The sequence below is a fragment of the Micromonospora zhanjiangensis genome (assembly GCF_042650605.1).
GTDB classification, from domain to species: Bacteria; Actinomycetota; Actinomycetes; order Mycobacteriales; family Micromonosporaceae; genus Micromonospora_J; species Micromonospora_J zhanjiangensis.
On the sequence record NZ_JBHSBN010000008.1, the window covers coordinates 22435 to 40476 of the forward strand.

The following is an 18042-nucleotide window of genomic DNA, read 5'->3' on the forward strand; positions in this document are numbered from 1 at the left end:
GTCTCGTCCCGCGAACCCCGCCTCCCACCCGGCCCCGGTCCGCGTCCCTTACCGACCGGTGGCCCGCCGGGCGCCGGCCGACCGGTGACCCGCCGTCAGATGCTCAGGATGCCCAGCTTGCGGGCCAGCTTGAGGGACCGGTCGAAGACGAACAGCCCGACCGCGAACACCAGCGCGCAGAAGACCACCAGCGTGGCGATGGAGGCGCCCGGTGACGTGCCGCCGGCCGGCGGGTCGGCCATCAGCAACTGTCGTTCCGTGGCGATCACGTAATAATGCGGGACCAGGTAGCTGAGCCAGCGGATCCAACCGGGCAGCACGTCGACCGGGAAGAGCGTGCCGCCGAGGACCGAGGCGGCCAGGCTGTAGAGCATGATGAGCGGCTCGCCGCGCTTGAACAGGATGATGAAGCTGGCGGTCAGCGTGCCGATGGCGTTGCAGGCGGCGATCCCGACCAGGAAGACCAGCAGCGCCAGCGGGATGGCCCGCCACTCGATCCGGGCACCGAGCAGGCAACCGAACCCCATCATGAAGCAGGCCATCAGCGTGCCGGTGACGCTCCGCCAGATGTTCATCGCCACCGGGATCAACGCCCACGGCACCGGCTCCACCAGATAGGTCTCCAGCGTGCCGCGTTCCTGGGCGAACTGGAGCCGGTTGGTCAGCGCGCTCAGCGCGTCCTGGAACCCGGCGGTGACGCTGGCCCCGATCAGCATGAAGACGAAGGCGTCCCGGGTGTCCAGGAAGGAACCCTGGAAGAAGTAGAGCAGCACGGGGAAGACCACCGCGGCGTACCGCAGGACGGTCGTCGCCGGGAACATCCGCTCCTCGACCAGGTCGATCCGGACGTACGCCGCGCAGGTGTCGAGCGACTTGCGCAACAACCCCCGCCGGCCGATCGCGGCGCTGTACGCGGTGCTGGTCAACGGATTCCCTCCGGTGCGTCCTGGCGGTAGGCGCGGGCGATCAGGTCCCGCAACGGCATCGGGATCTCCCGGACGTGCCGGACCTCGCCGGCCGTCGGACCGAGCGCGGACAGCACCCGGCCGGCGCCCTCGGCCGGTCGCAGCCCACACCGCACGGCGTGGCCGTCGGCGGTCGCGGCCAGCCCGTGGGCGAGCAGCGCGGCGGCCGCCCGGTCGGCCGTCGCGGCCGAATCGAAGACCAACTCCAGTTGCGGGCGTTCCCACTGCTCGCGGAGCGTGTCCAGGTCACCGACGTACTTGACCCGGCCCCGGTCGAGCAGCAGCGTCTGCGACCGCAACGCCTCGATCTCCTCCAGCCGGTGCGACGAGATCAGCACCGCCAGCCGCTCGCGGCGGACCAGGTCGGTGATCAGCCCGAGCAGTTCGTGCGCGGCGATCGGGTCCACCGCCCCGGTCGGCTCGTCGAGGATCAACACCCGGGGACCGGGCAGCAGCGCCCGGGCCAGCCGCAACCGGGCCTTCATCCCGGCCGACAGCCCGGCGACGACCGAGTCGATCTGGCCGGAGAGATTGACCTTGGCGAGCACCTCGGGGATGCGTTCGGTGATGGCCCGCCGGGACATCCCCTGCAACCGGCCGTGCAGGTGCAGGTTCTCCCGGCAGGTGGCGCGCATCAGCAGGCTGCGGTCCTCCGACGGCATCCAGCCGACCACCTGGCGGACCTGCTCGGTGTCCCGGTCCACGTCCAGGCCGAGCACCCGGCCGGTGCCGGTGGTCGCCGTGGTCAGCCCGACGATGATCCGGAACAGGGTGGTCTTGCCGGCACCGTTCGGCCCGACGATGGCGCAGATCTGGCCGGCCCGGACGGTGAGGTCCACCCCGTCCAACGCGGTCACGTTGGCGCGGACGTGCGTGCGGGCCATCACCCGCATCCAGCGCGGCGTCGGCTCGTACACCTTGGTCAGGCCGGACAGCACGATCACCCCGTCGGTGCCGGCGGGCGCCGCGGTGGTCGGGCCGATCTCGACGGCGGTCATACCCGGATCCCCGTCCGCCGCCACCGGCCCCAGCGCAGCCGGTGCTCGACCCGGTCGGTGAACTCCCGGACCGGCAGCGGCAGCCGCGGCGGCCGGGCGCCGTCGACCTGCCGGGCGTAGCGCCGCCACTCCCGGCTCGCCCGGGCCTCGCCGGAGAGGCTGGTCGCCAACGCGGCCAACTCGGCAGACTCGCCGGACGGCTCCGCGCCGGCCCGACCCAACCGGTACGACCGGCAGGCCACCGCGAGCGCCTCGCGTGCCAGCGCGGCCCGTGCGGTGTCGTGCAGCCGGTCCGAACCGGCGATCCGGTCACCGTCCTCGGTGAACAGGATCTCGAACACCCGACGCCGCTCGCGCACGTCCCGGAGCATCCCGCCGAACTGCTGGACGTGCATGTTCTCCCCGTGGATGCGGTAGTACGCCTGGTCGGCGCCGTTGACCCGACCGACCGCGCCGCGGGTGGCGGCGCGCAGCCAGAGCAGGAAGTCGGCGCCGTGCGGCACCCGGGCGTCGTAGCCGACCAGCTTGCGCAGGACGGCGGTGCGCATCACCACCTCGGGGGTGGCGACCGGGTTGGTGGCCAGCGCGAGGTTCTCGGCCAGCCACTGCGGGCCGGTCCAGACCGACCACGAGGTCGGCCGCAGCCGGGGCTTCGGCGGCCGGTCGGCGAAGCCGGCCGAGAAGCCGTAGACGAAGGCCGTGTCCGGCAACGCCGCCAGCAGCGCGGTGGACCGGGCCAGCGAGCCGGGGGAGAGCAGGTCGTCGGCGGAGAGCAGCACGACGTACTCGCCGTCGACGGCGGCCAGGCCCTCGTTGTACGTGGCGATGTGGCCCCGGTTCTCCCGGTGCGCGATCAGCCGTACCCGAGGGTCGGCGGAAAGCTCGCGGGCCACCTCGGCGCTGCCGTCCGGCGACGCGTCGTCGACGATCAGGACGTCCACCTCGACGCCCGACTGGGACAGCACGCTGTGCACGCACTCGGGCAGGTAGTGGCCGTAGTTGTAGCAGGGGATCACCACCGAGACGGTGGGTCTGGTGGTCAGGGGTCGCGGTCTGATCCGGGTCACCATCGGCGGGTGCCCACCTCGTCCGGTGGCGCCACGATCCGTTCCTCCAACGCCTTGTCCTCCCACTCCGTGGACACAGAGGGCGATCGTCCGACCGCGTCGAGCAATCAGGCTGCCGTATCCGGCGCGGCGCGCACAACGGCCGCTCGCCCGCAAACGCTGTCCGGTAGGCGACTTCCGATCACTGGACCGGCCCCTCGCCCGGGCCTCGGCCTCGCTCCGGTGTAGGTGATTGCCGTCAGAGGGGTGGGATGGCGATACGGCCAATGCTTCCAGGAAAATGGTACCGCATGGTACTGTGATGCCCATGGTGACGATGACTTTGCGGGAGTTCCGGGACGGCGCCGGTCGGGTGCTGGAGGCGGTCGAGCGCACGCACGAGCCGGTGATCATTACGAAGTACGAGCGTCCGGTCGCGGTGCTGATCGGCATCGACGAGTGGGAGGAGTTGGAGGCGTTCCGCGACCGCAAGGACTCCGCCGCGATCGCTCGGTCCCGGGCCGAGGGCGAGTTCGTGCCGCTGGCTGCGGCGTTGGAGTCGCTTGGCGTCGATCCTCGTGAGGTCGAGGCGCTGCTGGCGGACCGGGCGAGCAGCGAGGCGGCGTGAAGGTCCAGGTTGACCGCGATGTGCTGGTCTGGCTGCACAAGCAGCCGCGCAATGTCTTCCTGACAGTCCTGGGCGCGATCCTCGGCCTGGTTGCCGATCCGACTCCGCAGAGCTCCACCGATCTGCGTGACGGCTCCGGCCGCCGGCTGCGGGTCGGTGACTACCGGGTGATCTATCGCCTTGACGGGGACGAGTTGACCGTGCACGCGGTCGGGCACCGTAAGGACGTCTACGACAACTGACCGCCGGAGGGCGCACTCCCGCAGAACCGCGTGGGTCAGGGGCGGCGCAGGCGGGACATCAGGAGTTGGTCCAGCTCCGGGCCGAGGTCCTGCGGGTCGACGTCGCCCTCGTAGACCAGGGCGACCTGTCCGGGGTCCAGGTCGGGTGAGAGGCAGTAGGAGAGGATGCCGCCGCCGTCGGTGCAGAGCTGCAGCAGCCGGGTCGAGGCGATGTCGGCCTCCCAGTCGGGGATGCCGTCCGGCCAGTCGGAGAGGTCGGCCAGGGTGTCCATGTGCCGGGGCCGGACCGGGCCGTAGCTGAGCCGGCTGCCGGAGACGAAACCGGCGTGCACGGTCCGCAGGAACTCCCGCAACGGTTCGGGGAAGCTGTCCCAGAACGGCGGCGGGTCGCCGAAGCTGCCCGGGTCGTAGCCGACCCAGCAGGCGAGTCGGCCGTTGTCCCCGGGTGCGGCGTAGAGCAGGACGGGACAGTCGTCGATGATGCCGGTGCGGACGTCGACGAACCGGGTGCGCAGCGCCTCGGCGAACCGGGGCAGCAGGCCGAGCAGGCCCGGGTTCCACAGCGCCAGGGCGGTCGCCAGGCGGGCCGCCGGGTCGGTGCCGTGGGCGATGGGCAGCCACGGCTCGGGGAGCCGGTCCAGGTCGGCGGAGTCGGGTCTGACCAGGGTGGGTGGCGTGCCGTCCAGCGCCGCCGCGACCTCGACGGGATCGGCCTCGGTCACCTCGCCCCCCTCCGTCAACCTTGGATCTTCAGCAGTTTGTCGATGATATCTTGCAGCTGCTCGCGGACCTGTTCGGTCAGGGCGAGCTGGTCGGTCCGCCACGTCTCGTCGACCCCGGACATGCCGGCCACGCTGCGGGACTGCTTCGACTTGTTCGCCTTGTCCGACAGCCACTGGAAGTTCACCGGGGCGCGGGTGACCACGTACATGTTCTCCGGGCTCAGCCGGGTGAAGCCCGGCATGTTGACGATCTGCGCCAGCGGCACGATGTGGTCCGGCGACGCCTTGGCCAGGCCGGTGGCGCTGGTCCCGTACACGTAGCCCGTCGACGGCGGGTACGCCGAGTCCGGAGCCCCGATCGTCGGCCGCGGCGCGCCGCGCAGGATGGCGCTGCCGATCTGCGCCGGGTTGTCGTAGCGCAGGACGTCGTAGAGCGGCCGGAGCGGGCTGCCCTTGGGCACCGTCCAGTTCTTCCCGGTCGGCGGCGGCGCGGGCGGGGTCCAGTTCGGCGGGATGCCCGCCTTCGCCGCGACGATCTTCGCCCGGACGTCGCTCGGGACCGGTTGCAGCGCCAGCGACGTGTTCGCGGCGTCGGCCAGCGCGTTCATCGCGTCGATGCAGGTCCTGAGGTTGGCATTGACCGTGACCTTCTCGGCCTCGAGCTGCTTCGCCTCGAGGTTGTAGGCCGCGTAGGCGCCCGCCTGCCGGGGCAGCTCGAAGGTGTGTGGCCGGGCGTTGTGCGCGCTGATCCGCTGTTGCAGCGACAGCACCGCGGCCGTCTGGGCCGCGCACAGACTCCCCGGGGGCGACGGCGCGGCGGATGCCGGCGTGCCCAGGGCGAGCAGCAGGACGAACGCGGCGAGGGCCGCCAGGGTCTTCCTCGCCGGCAGCCTCGCGGGCCGGATACTCGATGTCGGCACGTCGCCCACCCTCCGTCGAATCCGCGGACACCCGGCATGGTAACCACCCGCTCCAACATGGAGTGTGCGCCCGGTTGCCCGGCCCGGATAGCCTTTGAGGCTCGGCCCAACCGTTACAGGGGTGCCGGGCCCGGCCAGTGGGGAGTCGCGAATGTCGCAGCCGGACGATCGGGCGGTCCCGCCGGAGCCGCAGGACGGCGATGGTCGGGGAGCAGAGAGCGCGCCGCCGGAATCGCGGGCCGGTGACGGCCCGAACCCGGCTGCCGTGCCGCCGGAATCGCGGGCGGGTGACGGTCCGGGGGCGGCTGCTGTGCCGCCGGGATCGCAGGCCGGCGACGCTACCGGTCCGGACGCTGTGCCGCCGGGATCGCAGGCCGGCGACGGTCCGGGGCCGGATGCCACGTTGCCCGGCACGTCGTCGTCCCCGGAGGGGCCGCCGCCCGCGCCGCTGGGTACGCCACCACCCGATGTCCCGGGCGCCAAAAGGCCACCGGCGCAGGTGTCGGCTCCGTCCGGGCCGTCTGGGCAGGTGTCGGGTTCGCCAGGCCCGTCGTGGCCGGCCGGGCAGGTGTCTGGTCCGCCGGGCTCGCCGTGGCCGGTGGGGCCGACGTCGGGGCCCGGCCCGTCGTACGGCCAGGCGGTGGCGCCGCCCGGTCCGGCGGTGGCGCGGCGGTCGGGCGGGGCGTGGAAGTGGTGGTTGATCGGCGGGGTGGCCGCCGTGCTGGCCCTGGTGATCACGGCCGGGGTGGTCGGCTGGGTGCTGGTGGCCCGGGCGAACAGCGACGAGGCGAAGATCCAGCGGTTGGCCGGCGACTTCGCCGCGGCGGTCGACCGGGACGACCAAGGCAAGATCCTCAGCCTGCTCTGCGCGGCGGAGGCCGCCGACATCACCGAGGACGACGACTACGACCCGGCCGAGGGTGGGCCGGTCGTCAGCCCGGGCCCGACGCGGCCGGTGAAGACCTCCGACATCACGGTAACCGGTGACGCCGCAAGTGCCCGGGTGAGCCGTCCCGGCCAGCCGGACACAACCCTGCACTTCCGGAAGGAGTCGGGACACTGGAGGGTCTGCGACCCGTCCGGTGAGGGATCCGGCGCGACTCCGACCCCCACCGGCTGACCGCCGGTCCGCGGGACTTTATCGGGACGCCCCCGTCCTCGATCTTCGCCAAGCGTTGCCGGTGTAGGGCTTCAACCGCCGAGCGGATCCCGCATCGACACATTGAAGATCACGACGAGTGGTGTCAGGTCTCGGGTATCCGTGGATTCATCCGGTTTGTGATTGCAGGATGTGACGCCCGTTTACACGCAGCGTGCGTCCTCTGTAGAGTTCCGCCGTCGTTCGAACTGAAGACGGGGGCTCGGCGGTGGCTTGTCGCGGTAGACGTGTGCGCTCGGACTGGAACAGGTCGCTTACCCGGACCCTCGGCGCGGTGGTGAGCATGCTGCTCATCACGACAGGTGCGGCCTGGGTCGAACCGGCGGTGCCCGCCCGGGCGGCCCCCGCCGCGCCGGCCCGGCCGGCCACGGCCCCCGACGAGAGGTCGGCCGTGGCCGCCGCGAAGAGGTCGGGTGAGCAGGTAGAGGTGCTCTCGGCGCGTACCGAGCTCACACAGGTGTTCGCCAAGCCCACCGGCGGCCTCGTTGCCGAGTCTGCGGTCGAACCGCAGCGGGTGCGCCAGGCGGACGGGTCGTGGGCCGACATCGACCTCTCCCTGCGCCGCGGCGGCGACGGCCTGCTGCGTCCGGTCGCCTCGACGGCCGACGTGCGGTTCTCGACGGGCGGATCGGAGGCGCTGGTCACGCTCACTCGTGGCAGCTCGTCGTTCTCGCTGACCTGGCCCACTCCGCTGCCCGCGCCGTCGGTGTCCGGCGACTCGGCGACGTACCCCGAGGTGAAACCCGGCGTCGATCTCGTGGTGCGGGCAACCGTGCGAGGGTTCAGCCACGTGCTCGTGATCAAGACTGCGGCGGCGGCCGGCGACCCGTCGCTGCGTGAGATCAAGCTCCGTCTCGGCGGGGACGCCGACGTGCAGCGGTTGCCGGACGGGTCGCTGCGTGCGGTCGTCCAGGGACGGGAGATCGCTACCGCTGAGCCGGCGTTGATGTGGGATTCAGCGAGCGCGGCACCGGCCGAGATGCGTTCATCGGTGACCGGCTCGGGGGACGGGGCGCGGACGGCGCCGGTCACGACCGAGGTCTCCGACAGCGAGCTGCTGCTGAAGCCGGATCAGGCAATGTTGACCGACGGCCGGGCACGCTTCCCCATCTTCATCGATCCAGCCTGGTCGACGGGCAAGTCTCGGTGGGCCTATTCGAACAACGCGAACAAAACCAACGACGACCTGTCGAACGCCAGGGTCGGCCGCAACCCGGTGGACGGAGTGCTGTACCGCTCGTACTTCGACTTCCCGCTGTCGGCGTTGAAGGGCAAGTACATCTACAAGGCGTACGTGCAGATGGTGTTGGACCACTCGCACTCGTGCGAGGACACGATCACACACCTGTTCCACACCAACGGGATCACCTCCACACCACGGTCGAAATGGGCGCCGGCACTGAACAAATGGATCGGCCAGGCGTACTCGCACGGCAACGAGGACGACGGCTGCGGGGCGAAGGATCCGGACATGACCGTCAACTTCACCAATGACGGCGTGCGGGAGCTCATCCAGACGCATGCCAAGAACCAGTGGACCAACGTCACCCTCGGTTTCTGCGCCTGCGGTGACATCCACGGGGTGAACGAGTCGGATCAGAAGCGCTGGAAGCGGTACTTCCCGAACAAGGCCAAGCTGATCGTCGACTTCGACTCCTACCCGGGCGCGCCGATCAACCCACAGGTCGGCGGGGTGGCCTGCACGCCAGGTTTGCGGCTGACCGTGGGCACCAAGACCCCCACCCTGTCGGCGATCTTCCCGGACGCCGACACCACCCAGGCGCTGCGAACCGAGTACGAACTGCTCCAGGTGCCCGCCTCGGGAACGTACAACGACTCGACGCCGCGGATGACGCCGCCGGCCGGCACCTCGGTGCCCGCCGGTGGCCGGTCCACCACCGCCGCGCTGCCCGCGCTGGCCGAGGCATTCCCACCGGTCGTGTACGCCTTCCGGGCCCGGTCCACCGACCCGGCACCCTACAACCAGGGCAGTTTGCCGTCCCAGTGGTGTGAATTCACCGTGGACACCCACGTACCGAATGTGACGGCGGCGCTCTCCGGACCGACACCGGTGCCCGGTCAGGTCGCTCCGGTGACCATAACCACGACGGACACGACGGTGACGAAGTTCCGCTACGGCTGGTCGAGCCCACCCACCACGGAAGTCGACCCCGAGCCGCCGACCAGCGCTTGGAAGAGATCCGCGTCCGTCTCGCCGACGGTGCCCAAGTACGGCCGCAACGTCCTCTACGTGGCCGCGGTCGACGGTGCGGGCAACGTCGGCTACGGCTCGATCGAGTTCGTCGCGAACCGGCCGTCACCCGCAGTAGCCCGCTGGGGTCTGGACAGCTATCCCGGCGTCACACAGGCTCAGGCACTGGCCGACAGCCAGCCCGCCCTCGGCGGCGACACCCCGCTCACGGCCGGAAACGTCTCCTGGGCCAACGACATCCATATCGTCGGTGGCAGCACGGTCAGCCTGAACGGCACCTCGTCCTATCTCCAGGCTCCGACGCCCGTGGTGGACACGACGAAGTCGTACGGGGTGTCGGCCTGGGTCCGGCTGTCCGCCCTACCCACCCAGAACATGGCGATCGCCACCCAATCGGGCACCTGCATCTACGGCTTCTATTTCGGCGCGACGGTCTCGGCGGGCGCAGCCAGGTGGAACGTGACCACCCGGCAGACCGACTGCGGCGGATCGGCCTCGTACACCTCGCTGGCGGCCCCGAATCCGATCACCTCCGCCGATGTCGGTCGCTGGCAGCACGTCGCCGTCTCCTACGACGAGGCCGCGCGGACGCTGACCCTGTTCGTCGACGGCCGTCCGGTTGCCTCGACGCCCTGGGCCACCGCCTGGAGCGCCACCAATCCGTTCCAGGTGGGGCGGTTGCTGGTCGGTACGACCGCCAACAACTACTTCGCCGGGGCGTTGTCCGACGTCCAGGTCTTCGACCGGGCGCTGGTCGACCAGGACTTCACCGGCCAGCTCGCCTCCGACCCATCCTCGGGTGGGGTCGACGAGCCAGGCTTCCTCACCCCGGTGAAGGTCGGCAACTGGAACTTCCAGGGCGCACTGTCCTGCTACCAGCCGACGACAGACCCCGAGCTGTGCAGTGTGCTGAATGCCGGAAAGTTTCCCCAACGTCTGGCGATGACACCGGGCAGCGTGATCGGGCACGGCTACCAAGGTAACGGGCTGCTGCTGGACCGCCAGGGTGTTGACGATCCGAGCCAGGCCACTACGGAATACGCCAAGTCGCAAAAGAACGTCGGCACCGACTCGATGCCGCTGTGGCAGGACGCCCGTGTGGTCCGTACCGACCAATCGTTCTCGGTCTCGGCCTGGGTCAACCCCAGTGAGCTGAACATGATGACCGCTGTTTCGCAGATGGGCGCCAAGCAGTCGGCCTTCTACCTGTGTGAGCGTCGGTTCGACGTCAACGGCACGATGGAACATCGGTGGACCTTCGACGTCTTCGGATCCGACAACGACGATCTGCAGGGCAAAACGGTGCGCGCCACGATGCAGTCCCGGGTGATGACCGAGGACGACCTGGCCACCTGGACCCACCTGGTGGGGGTCTTCGACCGGTCCCGGCGTGAGGTCCGGCTCTACATCAACGGCGCGTTGGAGCAGACCACCACGTTCGGGTCGGGCGCATTCACTAACGGCTTCGACTCGACCGGTCCCCTCACCGTGGGCGCGGGCCGGTTCACCTTCCCCGGCCAGAGCACCAATCTGGTGGACCTCTGGCAGGGCGGCATCGACGAGGTCAACCTCTTTCAGGGCGCCTTGTCGGACGCCGACGTGAAACTCCTCTTCGACTCCCAATCGCTCGACACGGCCGAATGACGACCGTCTCCCGTCAGTCCCTCTCGAAATCCCGGCGCCCTGTGGAGGCGATTGTGAGAAGCATCTTCCCGACCGACTTCGTTCCCGTCGGTGTCGCTCCGGTGAAACGGCGGGCGCTGCTCCGCCGGCGGTCCCGGGCCTCACTCGCGGGCCTCGTGGTCGGCACTGTGGTGGCCTCGCTGCTCATCGGGACCGCGAGCCAGGCCAAGCCGACGGATGGTGGTCAGCACCTTGCCGCGCAGGTGGAGAGGACCGGTTCGGGCGGTGCGCCGGCCAAGGGGCGGGCCTGGCCGACCAAGACCGCGACCAACGCCGACCTGCCAGCGCCGACCTGGCCGAAGCCGGGCCGCGCGACCGTCACGCTGGCAGCCGCGGGGCAACGCTCCGCCGGCGCCGGCACGCCGGTACGTGCCGGGGACCTGCCCGTCACGATAGGTCGGTCGACCGGTGGGTCGGGAGCCGGGGTCTCTGCCGTCTCGGTGGAACTGCTCGACCGGTCCCAGGCGCCAGCGGCCTGGCGAGACGGCCTGCTGCTGCGGGTGGCCGGCGCGCCTGGTGACCCGGCCAAGGGCACGGCGAGTGTGGCGGTCGACTACCGGAAGTTCACGTCCGCGTACGGCGGCAGCTGGTCGTCCCGGCTGCGGCTGTGGCAACTGCCGGAATGCGCGCTGACCAGCCCCGATCGTCCGGGTTGTGCAGCCGTGCCGCTGCCGTCCAGAAATCAGGGCGGCACGGTGACCGCCGATGTGCCGGTGCCGCCCTCGGGCGTGGTCGGCACCGCCACCACGCGGGCCCAGCGGCTTGGTGACGCGCCACTGACCGCCTCGGCCGGCACGCTGCTCGCCCTCGCCGCAGGTCCTGCGGGCGGGGAGGGCGACTTCAAGGCGACGCCGCTGTCGCCGTCGGCCACCTGGTCCTCCGGCGGGTCCACGGGCAATTTCACATGGTCGTATCCGATGCGCGTGCCACCCACGCTGAGCGGACCCCGGCCCACTCTCGAACTGTCCTACTCGTCGGCGGCGGTCGACGGCAAGTCGCAGGCGTCCAACAACCAGCCGTCCTGGATCGGTGAGGGCTTTGACTACTGGCCGGGCTACATCGAACGCAGCTACGTCAGTTGCAGCGACGACACCAAGAACGGCGCGACGAACTCCAAGGACACCGGCGACGAGTGCTGGCGTTCGGACAACGCGACCCTCTCGCTCAACGGGAAGGGCTCGGAACTCGTCTTCCAGACCGGCAAGGGCTGGCACGCCAGGTCCGAGGACGGTTCGAAGATCGAGAAGCTGACCGGCGAGAGCAACGGCGACAACGACGGCGAGTACTGGAAGGTCACCGACGCCGACGGTACCCAGTACTTCTTCGGACGGAACAACCTGCCGGGGCAGTCGGCCAAGACCAACTCCGCCTGGACCGTCCCGGTGGCCGGCAACCACTCGGGCGAACCGTGCTTCAAGAGCGGCAACTTCGGCGGATCCTTCTGCGACCAGGCCTGGCGTTGGAACCTCGACTACGTGGTCGACGTACATGGCAACACCATGTCGTACTGGTACGACCAGGAAGTCAACTACTACGGTCGCAACTTCAAGCCCACCGACAAGGCCAAGTACATCCGTGGCGGCACCCTGGCCCGAATCGACTACGGCACCTGGGACCGCGACGCGAGCGACCGATCCGTCACGCCGCTCGCGCAGGTCGCTTTCGACCGGGTTGACCGGTGCGCCTCGGGTTGCTCAACCCATGACGCCGCGCACTGGAAAGACGTGCCGTGGGACCAGGAGTGCCTCTCCACGGCGGCCGACTGCGGTAACAACGTCGCACCCACCTTCTGGTCCACCAAGCGCCTCGCGAAGATCACTACCCAGGTGTGGGACACCACCAAGAGCACGCCGGCCTGGCAGCCCGTCGACTCCTGGACGTTCAGCCACTCCTATCCCGCCGTCGGCGACGGCAGCGACTTCGCCGGCCTCTGGCTCAACTCGATCGTGCACACCGGCCTGGTCGGCGGCAGCGTCGCGATGCCACCGGTGACCTTCGAACCGACATCGCTGCCCAACCGGGTGCTGACCGCGCACAACACCAGCAACAACCGGATGCGGATCGGGAACATCGTCACCGAGGCCGGCGCCAAGGTCCAGGTGACCTATAACGTGCCGGAGTGCGCGAACGGCAAACTGCCGTCGGCGCCGGAGACGAACACCAAACTGTGCTACCCGGTGATTGGCCCTGACCCGTATGCGCCGGACGGTCCGGACATCACCGAGTGGTGGCACAAGTACGTCGTCACCAAGGTCTCCGAGTCCGACCTCATGGTGTTGGTCGACGGGACGGACCACGGGCAACCGGTCAAGAACACCTTCTACACCTACGTCGGCACGCCGGCCTGGCACTATGCCGACGATGACGGGCTGGTCAAACCGAACCGCAAGACGTGGAACCAGTTCCGCGGCTACGCCACGGTCGAGACGCGGGTCGGCGACGAGCCGAGCCAGACCCTTACCCGCACCACCTTCCTGCGAGGCATGCACGGCGACCGGCTGGCGCCGACCGGCGGCATTCGGGACGTCACCGTTGCGGCGTCGGTCGGGACGGAGACTGTCAAGGACGAGGACCAGTTCGCCGGCATGACCCGGGAACAGGTCACCTACAACGGCGTGGACACCAAGCCGGTCTCCAAGACGGTGAACGTCCCGTGGATGTCTTCAGCCACCGCTTCCCGCACCATCAACGGGGACACCGTGACCGCCCGGTACACCAATACCCGGGTCACGTACCAGGCCACCGCACTGGGGCAGGACGGCACGGCGGGCTGGCGGACGGTCCGAACCGAATCGGCCTTCGACGACGCGTACGGGACGGTGAACTGGACGCAGGACGACGGCGATCTCGCCAAGTCCGACGACCAGAAATGTGTCCGCTATTCGTACAACCGCAACCCGGTCCGGAACCTGTTGCAAAAGGTCAAGCAGGTCACCACGACCGCCCTCACCTGCGACAAGGGTCCAACCGGCACGGATGACGTCATCGCCGATGAGCGCACCTACTACGACGGCGCCACCGACGTCGACACCGCCCCCACCACCGGTCTTGCCACCAGGTCCGAGAAGTTGAAGGACTGGTCGGCCACCGGTGGCACCGTCTGGCAGACCGTCAGCACCAACACCTACGACGCCTACGGCCGGCCGGTCACATCGACCGACGTGCGTGGCAACACCGTTACGACGGCCTACACCCCGGCAACCGGCGGCCCGGTGACCTCGGTCGCCGTGAGCACCGTTGACCCCCAGGGCGGAACGCCGTGGACCACGACCACGGTGACCCCGCCGTACTGGGGCGCCACCACCAAGACCACCGACGCCAACAAGCGGGTAACGGAGAACGAGTACGACTCGCTCGGCCGGGTCACCAAGGTCTGGGCCGTCGGCTGGGACCGGGCGTCGCACCTGACCTCACCGTCGGCCGAGTTCGCGTACACCTACGCGCCCGCACGTGACGCCTACCCCTACACCACGATCCGGAAGTTGACCGCGGGCGGCGGCTATCGGACCGCGTACCAGATCACCGATGCGCTGATGCGTCCGCGACAGACGCAGACAACCGGCGCCAACGGGGAGCGTGTTGTGACCGACACGCTCTACGACCCGGTCGGTCGGGAGGCGACCGCATACACGGTTCACGCCGAGCCCGGTAGCCCAAGCGGCGGATTGTGGTGGAAGCCTGAGTGGTCGGTGCCCTCGCTGACCAAGACGGTGTACGACGACGCGTCCCGGCCGACGAACCAGATCCTCTTCGGCACCGACGGGGTCACCAACCTGGTCGAGAAATGGCGCTCGGTCACCACCTACCGCGGTGACCAGACCGACGTGACACCGCCAAAGGGCGGCACGCCGGTCACCACCGTCACCGACGCGCAGGGTCGTACGGTCGAACTGCGGCAGCACGCCAGCCCTGACATCACCACGCGTTACACCTTCGACCGCAAGGGCCAACTGAAGACGGTCACTGACACCCAAGGCAACGAGTGGTCCTACGGCTACGACATCAAGGGCCGCAAGGTGTCGACGGACGACCCGGACAGCGGCCACAGCACCAGCGGCTACGACGACTACGACCAGTTGACGAGCACCACCGACGCCAACAACAAGAAGCTGGTGTACGAGTACGACAAGATCGGTCGCAAGATCGGCCTGTACGACAACAGCATCGCCGCCGCCACCAAGCGGGCGTCATGGAAGTACGACCAGGTCTACGGCGGCGCAACTGTCCGCGGTCAGTTGACCGAGAGCACCCGCTACGAACCGGCCGGCTCGGCCAACGCGTACACCTATCGAATATCGGCCTTTAACACCCGGTATCAGCCGACCGGAGCGAAGTACCTCATTCCTGCTACCGAGGCAACCGGCCTTGCTGGTACCTGGTCCTACATTTTCAATTACTCAGACTTCGACGGTTCCCCGACCGAGACTGTATTTCCCGCTGCCGGTGGGCTGAGCGCAGAATTGGTCACCACCAAGTACGCTGCTGCGAGCGGACTCCCGACGAGCTTGAAAACCGATCTCGTAGGGTCTTACGTCTCGCAACAGCTCTACACGGCGTACGGCGAGCCCACGCTGACCCAGCGGAAGATCGACGGTGGCGTCTACGTCGAGGACTCGACCAGCTACGACCTGGTGACCCGGCGGGTCGACCGGGTCCAGGTGAAACCGGAAACCTCACCCGGCACGGTCGTCAATCGCGGGTACAGCTACGACCCGTCGGGCAACTACCTGGGCATCACGGACGCCCCGCAGGTCGGCGCGACCGACAACCAGTGCTTCCGGTATGACACGCTCAGTCGCCTCAGCACGGCCTGGACCCCGGCAACCGGCGTGGACTGCAAGACCACCGATCCGTCGGTGGCGGGGTTGACCGGTCCGGCGCCGTACTGGCAGGACTGGACCTTCGACAGTCTCGGCAACCGCCGTACGGAGACAAATCACACCGGCGACGGCGACACCACCCGCACGTTCGCGTATCCCACGGCAGGCAAGGGTGTGGTCCGGCCGCACGCCGTCACCTCGGTGACGACGGCGTCGGGCGGTCAACCCGGTCCGACCCTCAACTTCGGGTACGACAGCTCGGGCAACACCGTCTGCCGGCCGACCGGTGCGGCAGCCAACACCTGCCCGCCCGGCGAGAGTTCGCAGACGTTGGCCTGGGACCCCGAAGGGCATCTCACCAGCGTCTCCGGCAACAGCGCATCCTCTGGCAGCAACATCTACGACGCTGAGGGCGCCCGCCTGATCCGCCGGGACTCGACCGGTACAACGCTCTACCTCCCGGGCCAGGAGATCCGATCCGAGAACAGCGTTGTCTCCGCGACGCGGTACTACTCGTTCGCCGGGAACCTTGTCGGAAGCCGTACGCCCGCTGGGCTCACCTGGCTCTTCACCGATCACCAGGGCACCCAGGACACCATGGTCGACGCCGCTCGGCAGACCGTGACGGTTCGACGGCAGACCCCGTACGGCGTGCCGCGCGGACCCAAGCAACTCTGGGGCAACCCGAAGGGCTTTGTGGGCGGTGACAACGATCCGAGCGGCCTGACCCACCTCGGCGCCCGCGAGTACGACCCGAACCTCGGCCAGTTCATCTCGGTCGACCCCGTGCAGGACCTCGCTGACCCACAGCAGTGGAACGGCTACGCCTACTCACACGGATCACCGGTCACCAACAGCGACCCCAGTGGCCTCATCGACGCCGACTGCAACGAATTCGACTGCTACGGCTACAGCCCGACAACCGGATGCCCCGGTGGTTGCGGCAGCACGAGCAACGTTAGTTGGGGGAAGTCGCGCGGTAAGGGAAGCACCAGAAACAGTCATCGGTCCAACAACCCCCGCATCCTCGGAAACGTAATTCTTGTTCCCGACGGGGTGGATCTCGAAAAATTCGCCCAGATGTGGCGCCAGCAGTCCGCGAAACAAATGAGAATGGCTCAGGGATGGGGTGATACGGCTCCAAACGAGGAGATGCACCAGGAGTTCGCCCTAGCCATGGACATATGCGCCAAAGTTGGCGGCGGTGCGTGTGACGAGTGGATAAAGAAGACTCTCTTCCCGGGCTACTGGGCGACGATGATGCCGCTGCCCGACATCGACAAGATGGGCGTAGGGCCGGTCTATTTCGGAGCGTTGGCGCCAGGAAGCCTTCCGCGGACGCCGATAAATTCGAAACTCGCTGGCGAGATCGAGTCGAAGATCGCCAAAAGAGCAGCCAATATCGCTGGGGCGGCGTGCAGTTTCTCCGGTGACACCGGCGTGCTTATGGCCGACGGCAGCCGGAAGGCAATCAAGGATGTCAAGGTCGGTGATCAGGTTCTTGCCACGGATCCGGAAACCGGCAGGCAGACCTCGCAGAGAGTGACCCATCTCTGGATTCACGAGGACACGCTTGTCGCATTGTCGGCCGGTGGTAAGCGCTTGGTCACCACCGAGGACCATCCGTTCTGGAGTAAAACGGATCAACGGTGGGAGCGGGCCGACGCGCTCAACCCAGGTGACCTGCTTTTGGCATCGGATGGCACCGGACTGCGCGTCGACGGCCTGCTCCCTGTGACGTCCCACTTCGGCACGGCCTACACCCTCACCGTCGAAGGCATCCACACGTACCATGTGCTTGCCGGCAACACGTCCGTGCTGGTGCATAACTGTGGGGAAGGTGTTCCAGCTGGTGTCGGGAATCTCAGAGACGGCGCGCATATGGCGACGAGCGACGCTATGGAGACCGCCGCCGAGTTCGTTGGTCCCGGGTATCGTGATATGGGAGGCGGTCGATTTTTGAGTAAAGACGGCCTTCGTCAGGTCAGGCTTACCGATGCAGATCTGGCGCACCCGAGGCAGAATCCCCACATCAACTTTGAGACTTATGACAGCCCGATTGGACCCGGAATCCGCAGCCGTGGCCCGGTCAGCAACATCCACATTTACCTACCTGAGGAGCCAGGATGGCATCTGCCGTAGCCGATGGTCACAGTAATGATCGATCTACGTCGCGTGTAGATGTTGAGGTCGCGGTCTACGATCCGGCACTGGGCGTTGCTACTTGGTGGAACGACGGCACCGTCCTCCGAGCGGAGGTGTGGGATTCACCGGAAAGGACCGTCGTAATTTCTGGAAACCCGGCGGGCCTGGTGTCCCTTGCAAGGCATCTACTAACTCTTGCGCAGGACGCGGTTCCGGACGGCCGCCATCTGGACTTTGATACTTACTGCGGATGGCTGGAGGAAGGATCGGCCGCAATTCGGATAGAGGTTGAGAAGAAATAGCCGACACCCATGTTTGCGTCATCGAGCGTGACTCTGACCATTCCGCTGTGAGGCGACGGGCGCTCGGTAGTGTGGACGACCATCGGCTGTCCGCTCAGGTGAGCGATCGTCACGACCTGCGTCGCTGACTCACTGTCTGCGGCATCGGTGGGGTGGTTCGGCTTCGGTGGGCGTGCCCGCTATTCCGGACGACCGGGACG

At 68.4% G+C, this 18042-nt stretch carries 11 protein-coding genes; 6 read left to right on the plus strand and 5 right to left on the minus strand.

Annotation, left to right across the window (positions count from 1 at the left end; all coding sequences use genetic code 11):
* Window positions 1-95: 95 nt before the first annotated feature.
* The 3 genes from ACFOX0_RS13915 to ACFOX0_RS13925 are packed head-to-tail and all read right to left on the minus strand — an operon-like array spanning window position 96 to window position 3033.
* Complete coding sequence (locus tag ACFOX0_RS13915) at window positions 96-926, minus strand: ABC transporter permease (protein WP_377545513.1); 831 nt, start codon at window positions 924-926, stop codon at window positions 96-98.
* Window positions 923-1963, minus strand: coding sequence for an ABC transporter ATP-binding protein (locus tag ACFOX0_RS13920; protein WP_377545515.1), 1041 nt, complete (start codon window positions 1961-1963; stop codon window positions 923-925). The genes ACFOX0_RS13915 and ACFOX0_RS13920 overlap by 4 nt, the downstream gene beginning before the upstream one ends.
* Window positions 1960-3033: a glycosyltransferase family 2 protein gene (locus ACFOX0_RS13925; protein ID WP_377545516.1), complete on the minus strand. Its 1074-nt coding sequence runs from the start codon at window positions 3031-3033 to the stop codon at window positions 1960-1962. The genes ACFOX0_RS13920 and ACFOX0_RS13925 overlap by 4 nt, the downstream gene beginning before the upstream one ends.
* 304 nt (window positions 3034-3337) lie before the next feature.
* Here ACFOX0_RS13925 and ACFOX0_RS13930 point away from each other — a divergent pair, with 304 nt between their 5' ends.
* Together ACFOX0_RS13930 and ACFOX0_RS13935 are read left to right on the plus strand one after the other, a co-directional pair.
* Window positions 3338-3637, plus strand: a complete 300-nt coding sequence (locus ACFOX0_RS13930) for a type II toxin-antitoxin system Phd/YefM family antitoxin (RefSeq protein ID WP_377545518.1) — start codon at window positions 3338-3340, stop codon at window positions 3635-3637.
* Window positions 3634-3879, plus strand: coding sequence for a type II toxin-antitoxin system RelE family toxin (locus ACFOX0_RS13935; RefSeq protein WP_377545520.1), 246 nt, complete (start codon window positions 3634-3636; stop codon window positions 3877-3879). Before ACFOX0_RS13930 ends, ACFOX0_RS13935 begins: the two co-directional genes overlap by 4 nt.
* Window positions 3880-3914: 35 nt before the next feature.
* On the opposite strand, the gene ACFOX0_RS13940 is transcribed toward ACFOX0_RS13935, so the two are convergent.
* Window positions 3915-4601, minus strand: a complete 687-nt coding sequence (locus ACFOX0_RS13940) for a hypothetical protein (protein ID WP_377545522.1) — start codon at window positions 4599-4601, stop codon at window positions 3915-3917.
* A gap of 14 nt (window positions 4602-4615) precedes the next feature.
* On the minus strand, window positions 4616-5521 hold the full coding sequence (locus tag ACFOX0_RS13945) for a hypothetical protein (RefSeq protein ID WP_377545524.1): 906 nt from the start codon (window positions 5519-5521) through the stop codon (window positions 4616-4618).
* Between the two features lie 598 nt (window positions 5522-6119).
* On the opposite strand from ACFOX0_RS13945, the gene ACFOX0_RS13950 reads away from it, so the two are divergent.
* The 4 genes from ACFOX0_RS13950 to ACFOX0_RS34360 all read left to right on the plus strand — a co-directional run bounded on the left by ACFOX0_RS13950 (window position 6120) and on the right by ACFOX0_RS34360 (window position 17842).
* Window positions 6120-6641: an Rv0361 family membrane protein gene (locus ACFOX0_RS13950; RefSeq protein WP_377545526.1), complete on the plus strand. Its 522-nt coding sequence runs from the start codon at window positions 6120-6122 to the stop codon at window positions 6639-6641.
* Between the two features lie 322 nt (window positions 6642-6963).
* A complete protein-coding gene (locus ACFOX0_RS13955; protein WP_377545912.1) occupies window positions 6964-10536 on the plus strand; it encodes a LamG domain-containing protein in 3573 nt (1190 codons plus the stop codon).
* A 53-nt stretch (window positions 10537-10589) separates the two neighbouring features.
* Window positions 10590-17537: a polymorphic toxin-type HINT domain-containing protein gene (locus ACFOX0_RS13960; RefSeq protein WP_377545528.1), complete on the plus strand. Its 6948-nt coding sequence runs from the start codon at window positions 10590-10592 to the stop codon at window positions 17535-17537.
* A complete protein-coding gene (locus ACFOX0_RS34360; protein WP_449288856.1) occupies window positions 17522-17842 on the plus strand; it encodes an Imm32 family immunity protein in 321 nt (106 codons plus the stop codon). Before ACFOX0_RS13960 ends, ACFOX0_RS34360 begins: the two co-directional genes overlap by 16 nt.
* Window positions 17843-18042 lie beyond the last annotated feature (200 nt).

Bases quoted from the DNA above. Each gene is read 5' to 3' on its own strand.
- ACFOX0_RS34360 (WP_449288856.1), top strand. From the start codon at position 17,522: ATGGCATCTGCCGTAGCCGATGGTCACAGTAATGATCGATCTACGTCG.
- ACFOX0_RS13925 (WP_377545516.1), bottom strand. From the start codon at position 3,033: ATGGTGACCCGGATCAGACCGCGACCCCTGACCACCAGACCCACCGTC.
- ACFOX0_RS13955 (WP_377545912.1), top strand. From the start codon at position 6,964: ATGCTGCTCATCACGACAGGTGCGGCCTGGGTCGAACCGGCGGTGCCC.
- ACFOX0_RS13920 (WP_377545515.1), bottom strand. From the start codon at position 1,963: ATGACCGCCGTCGAGATCGGCCCGACCACCGCGGCGCCCGCCGGCACC.
- ACFOX0_RS13930 (WP_377545518.1), top strand. From the start codon at position 3,338: ATGGTGACGATGACTTTGCGGGAGTTCCGGGACGGCGCCGGTCGGGTG.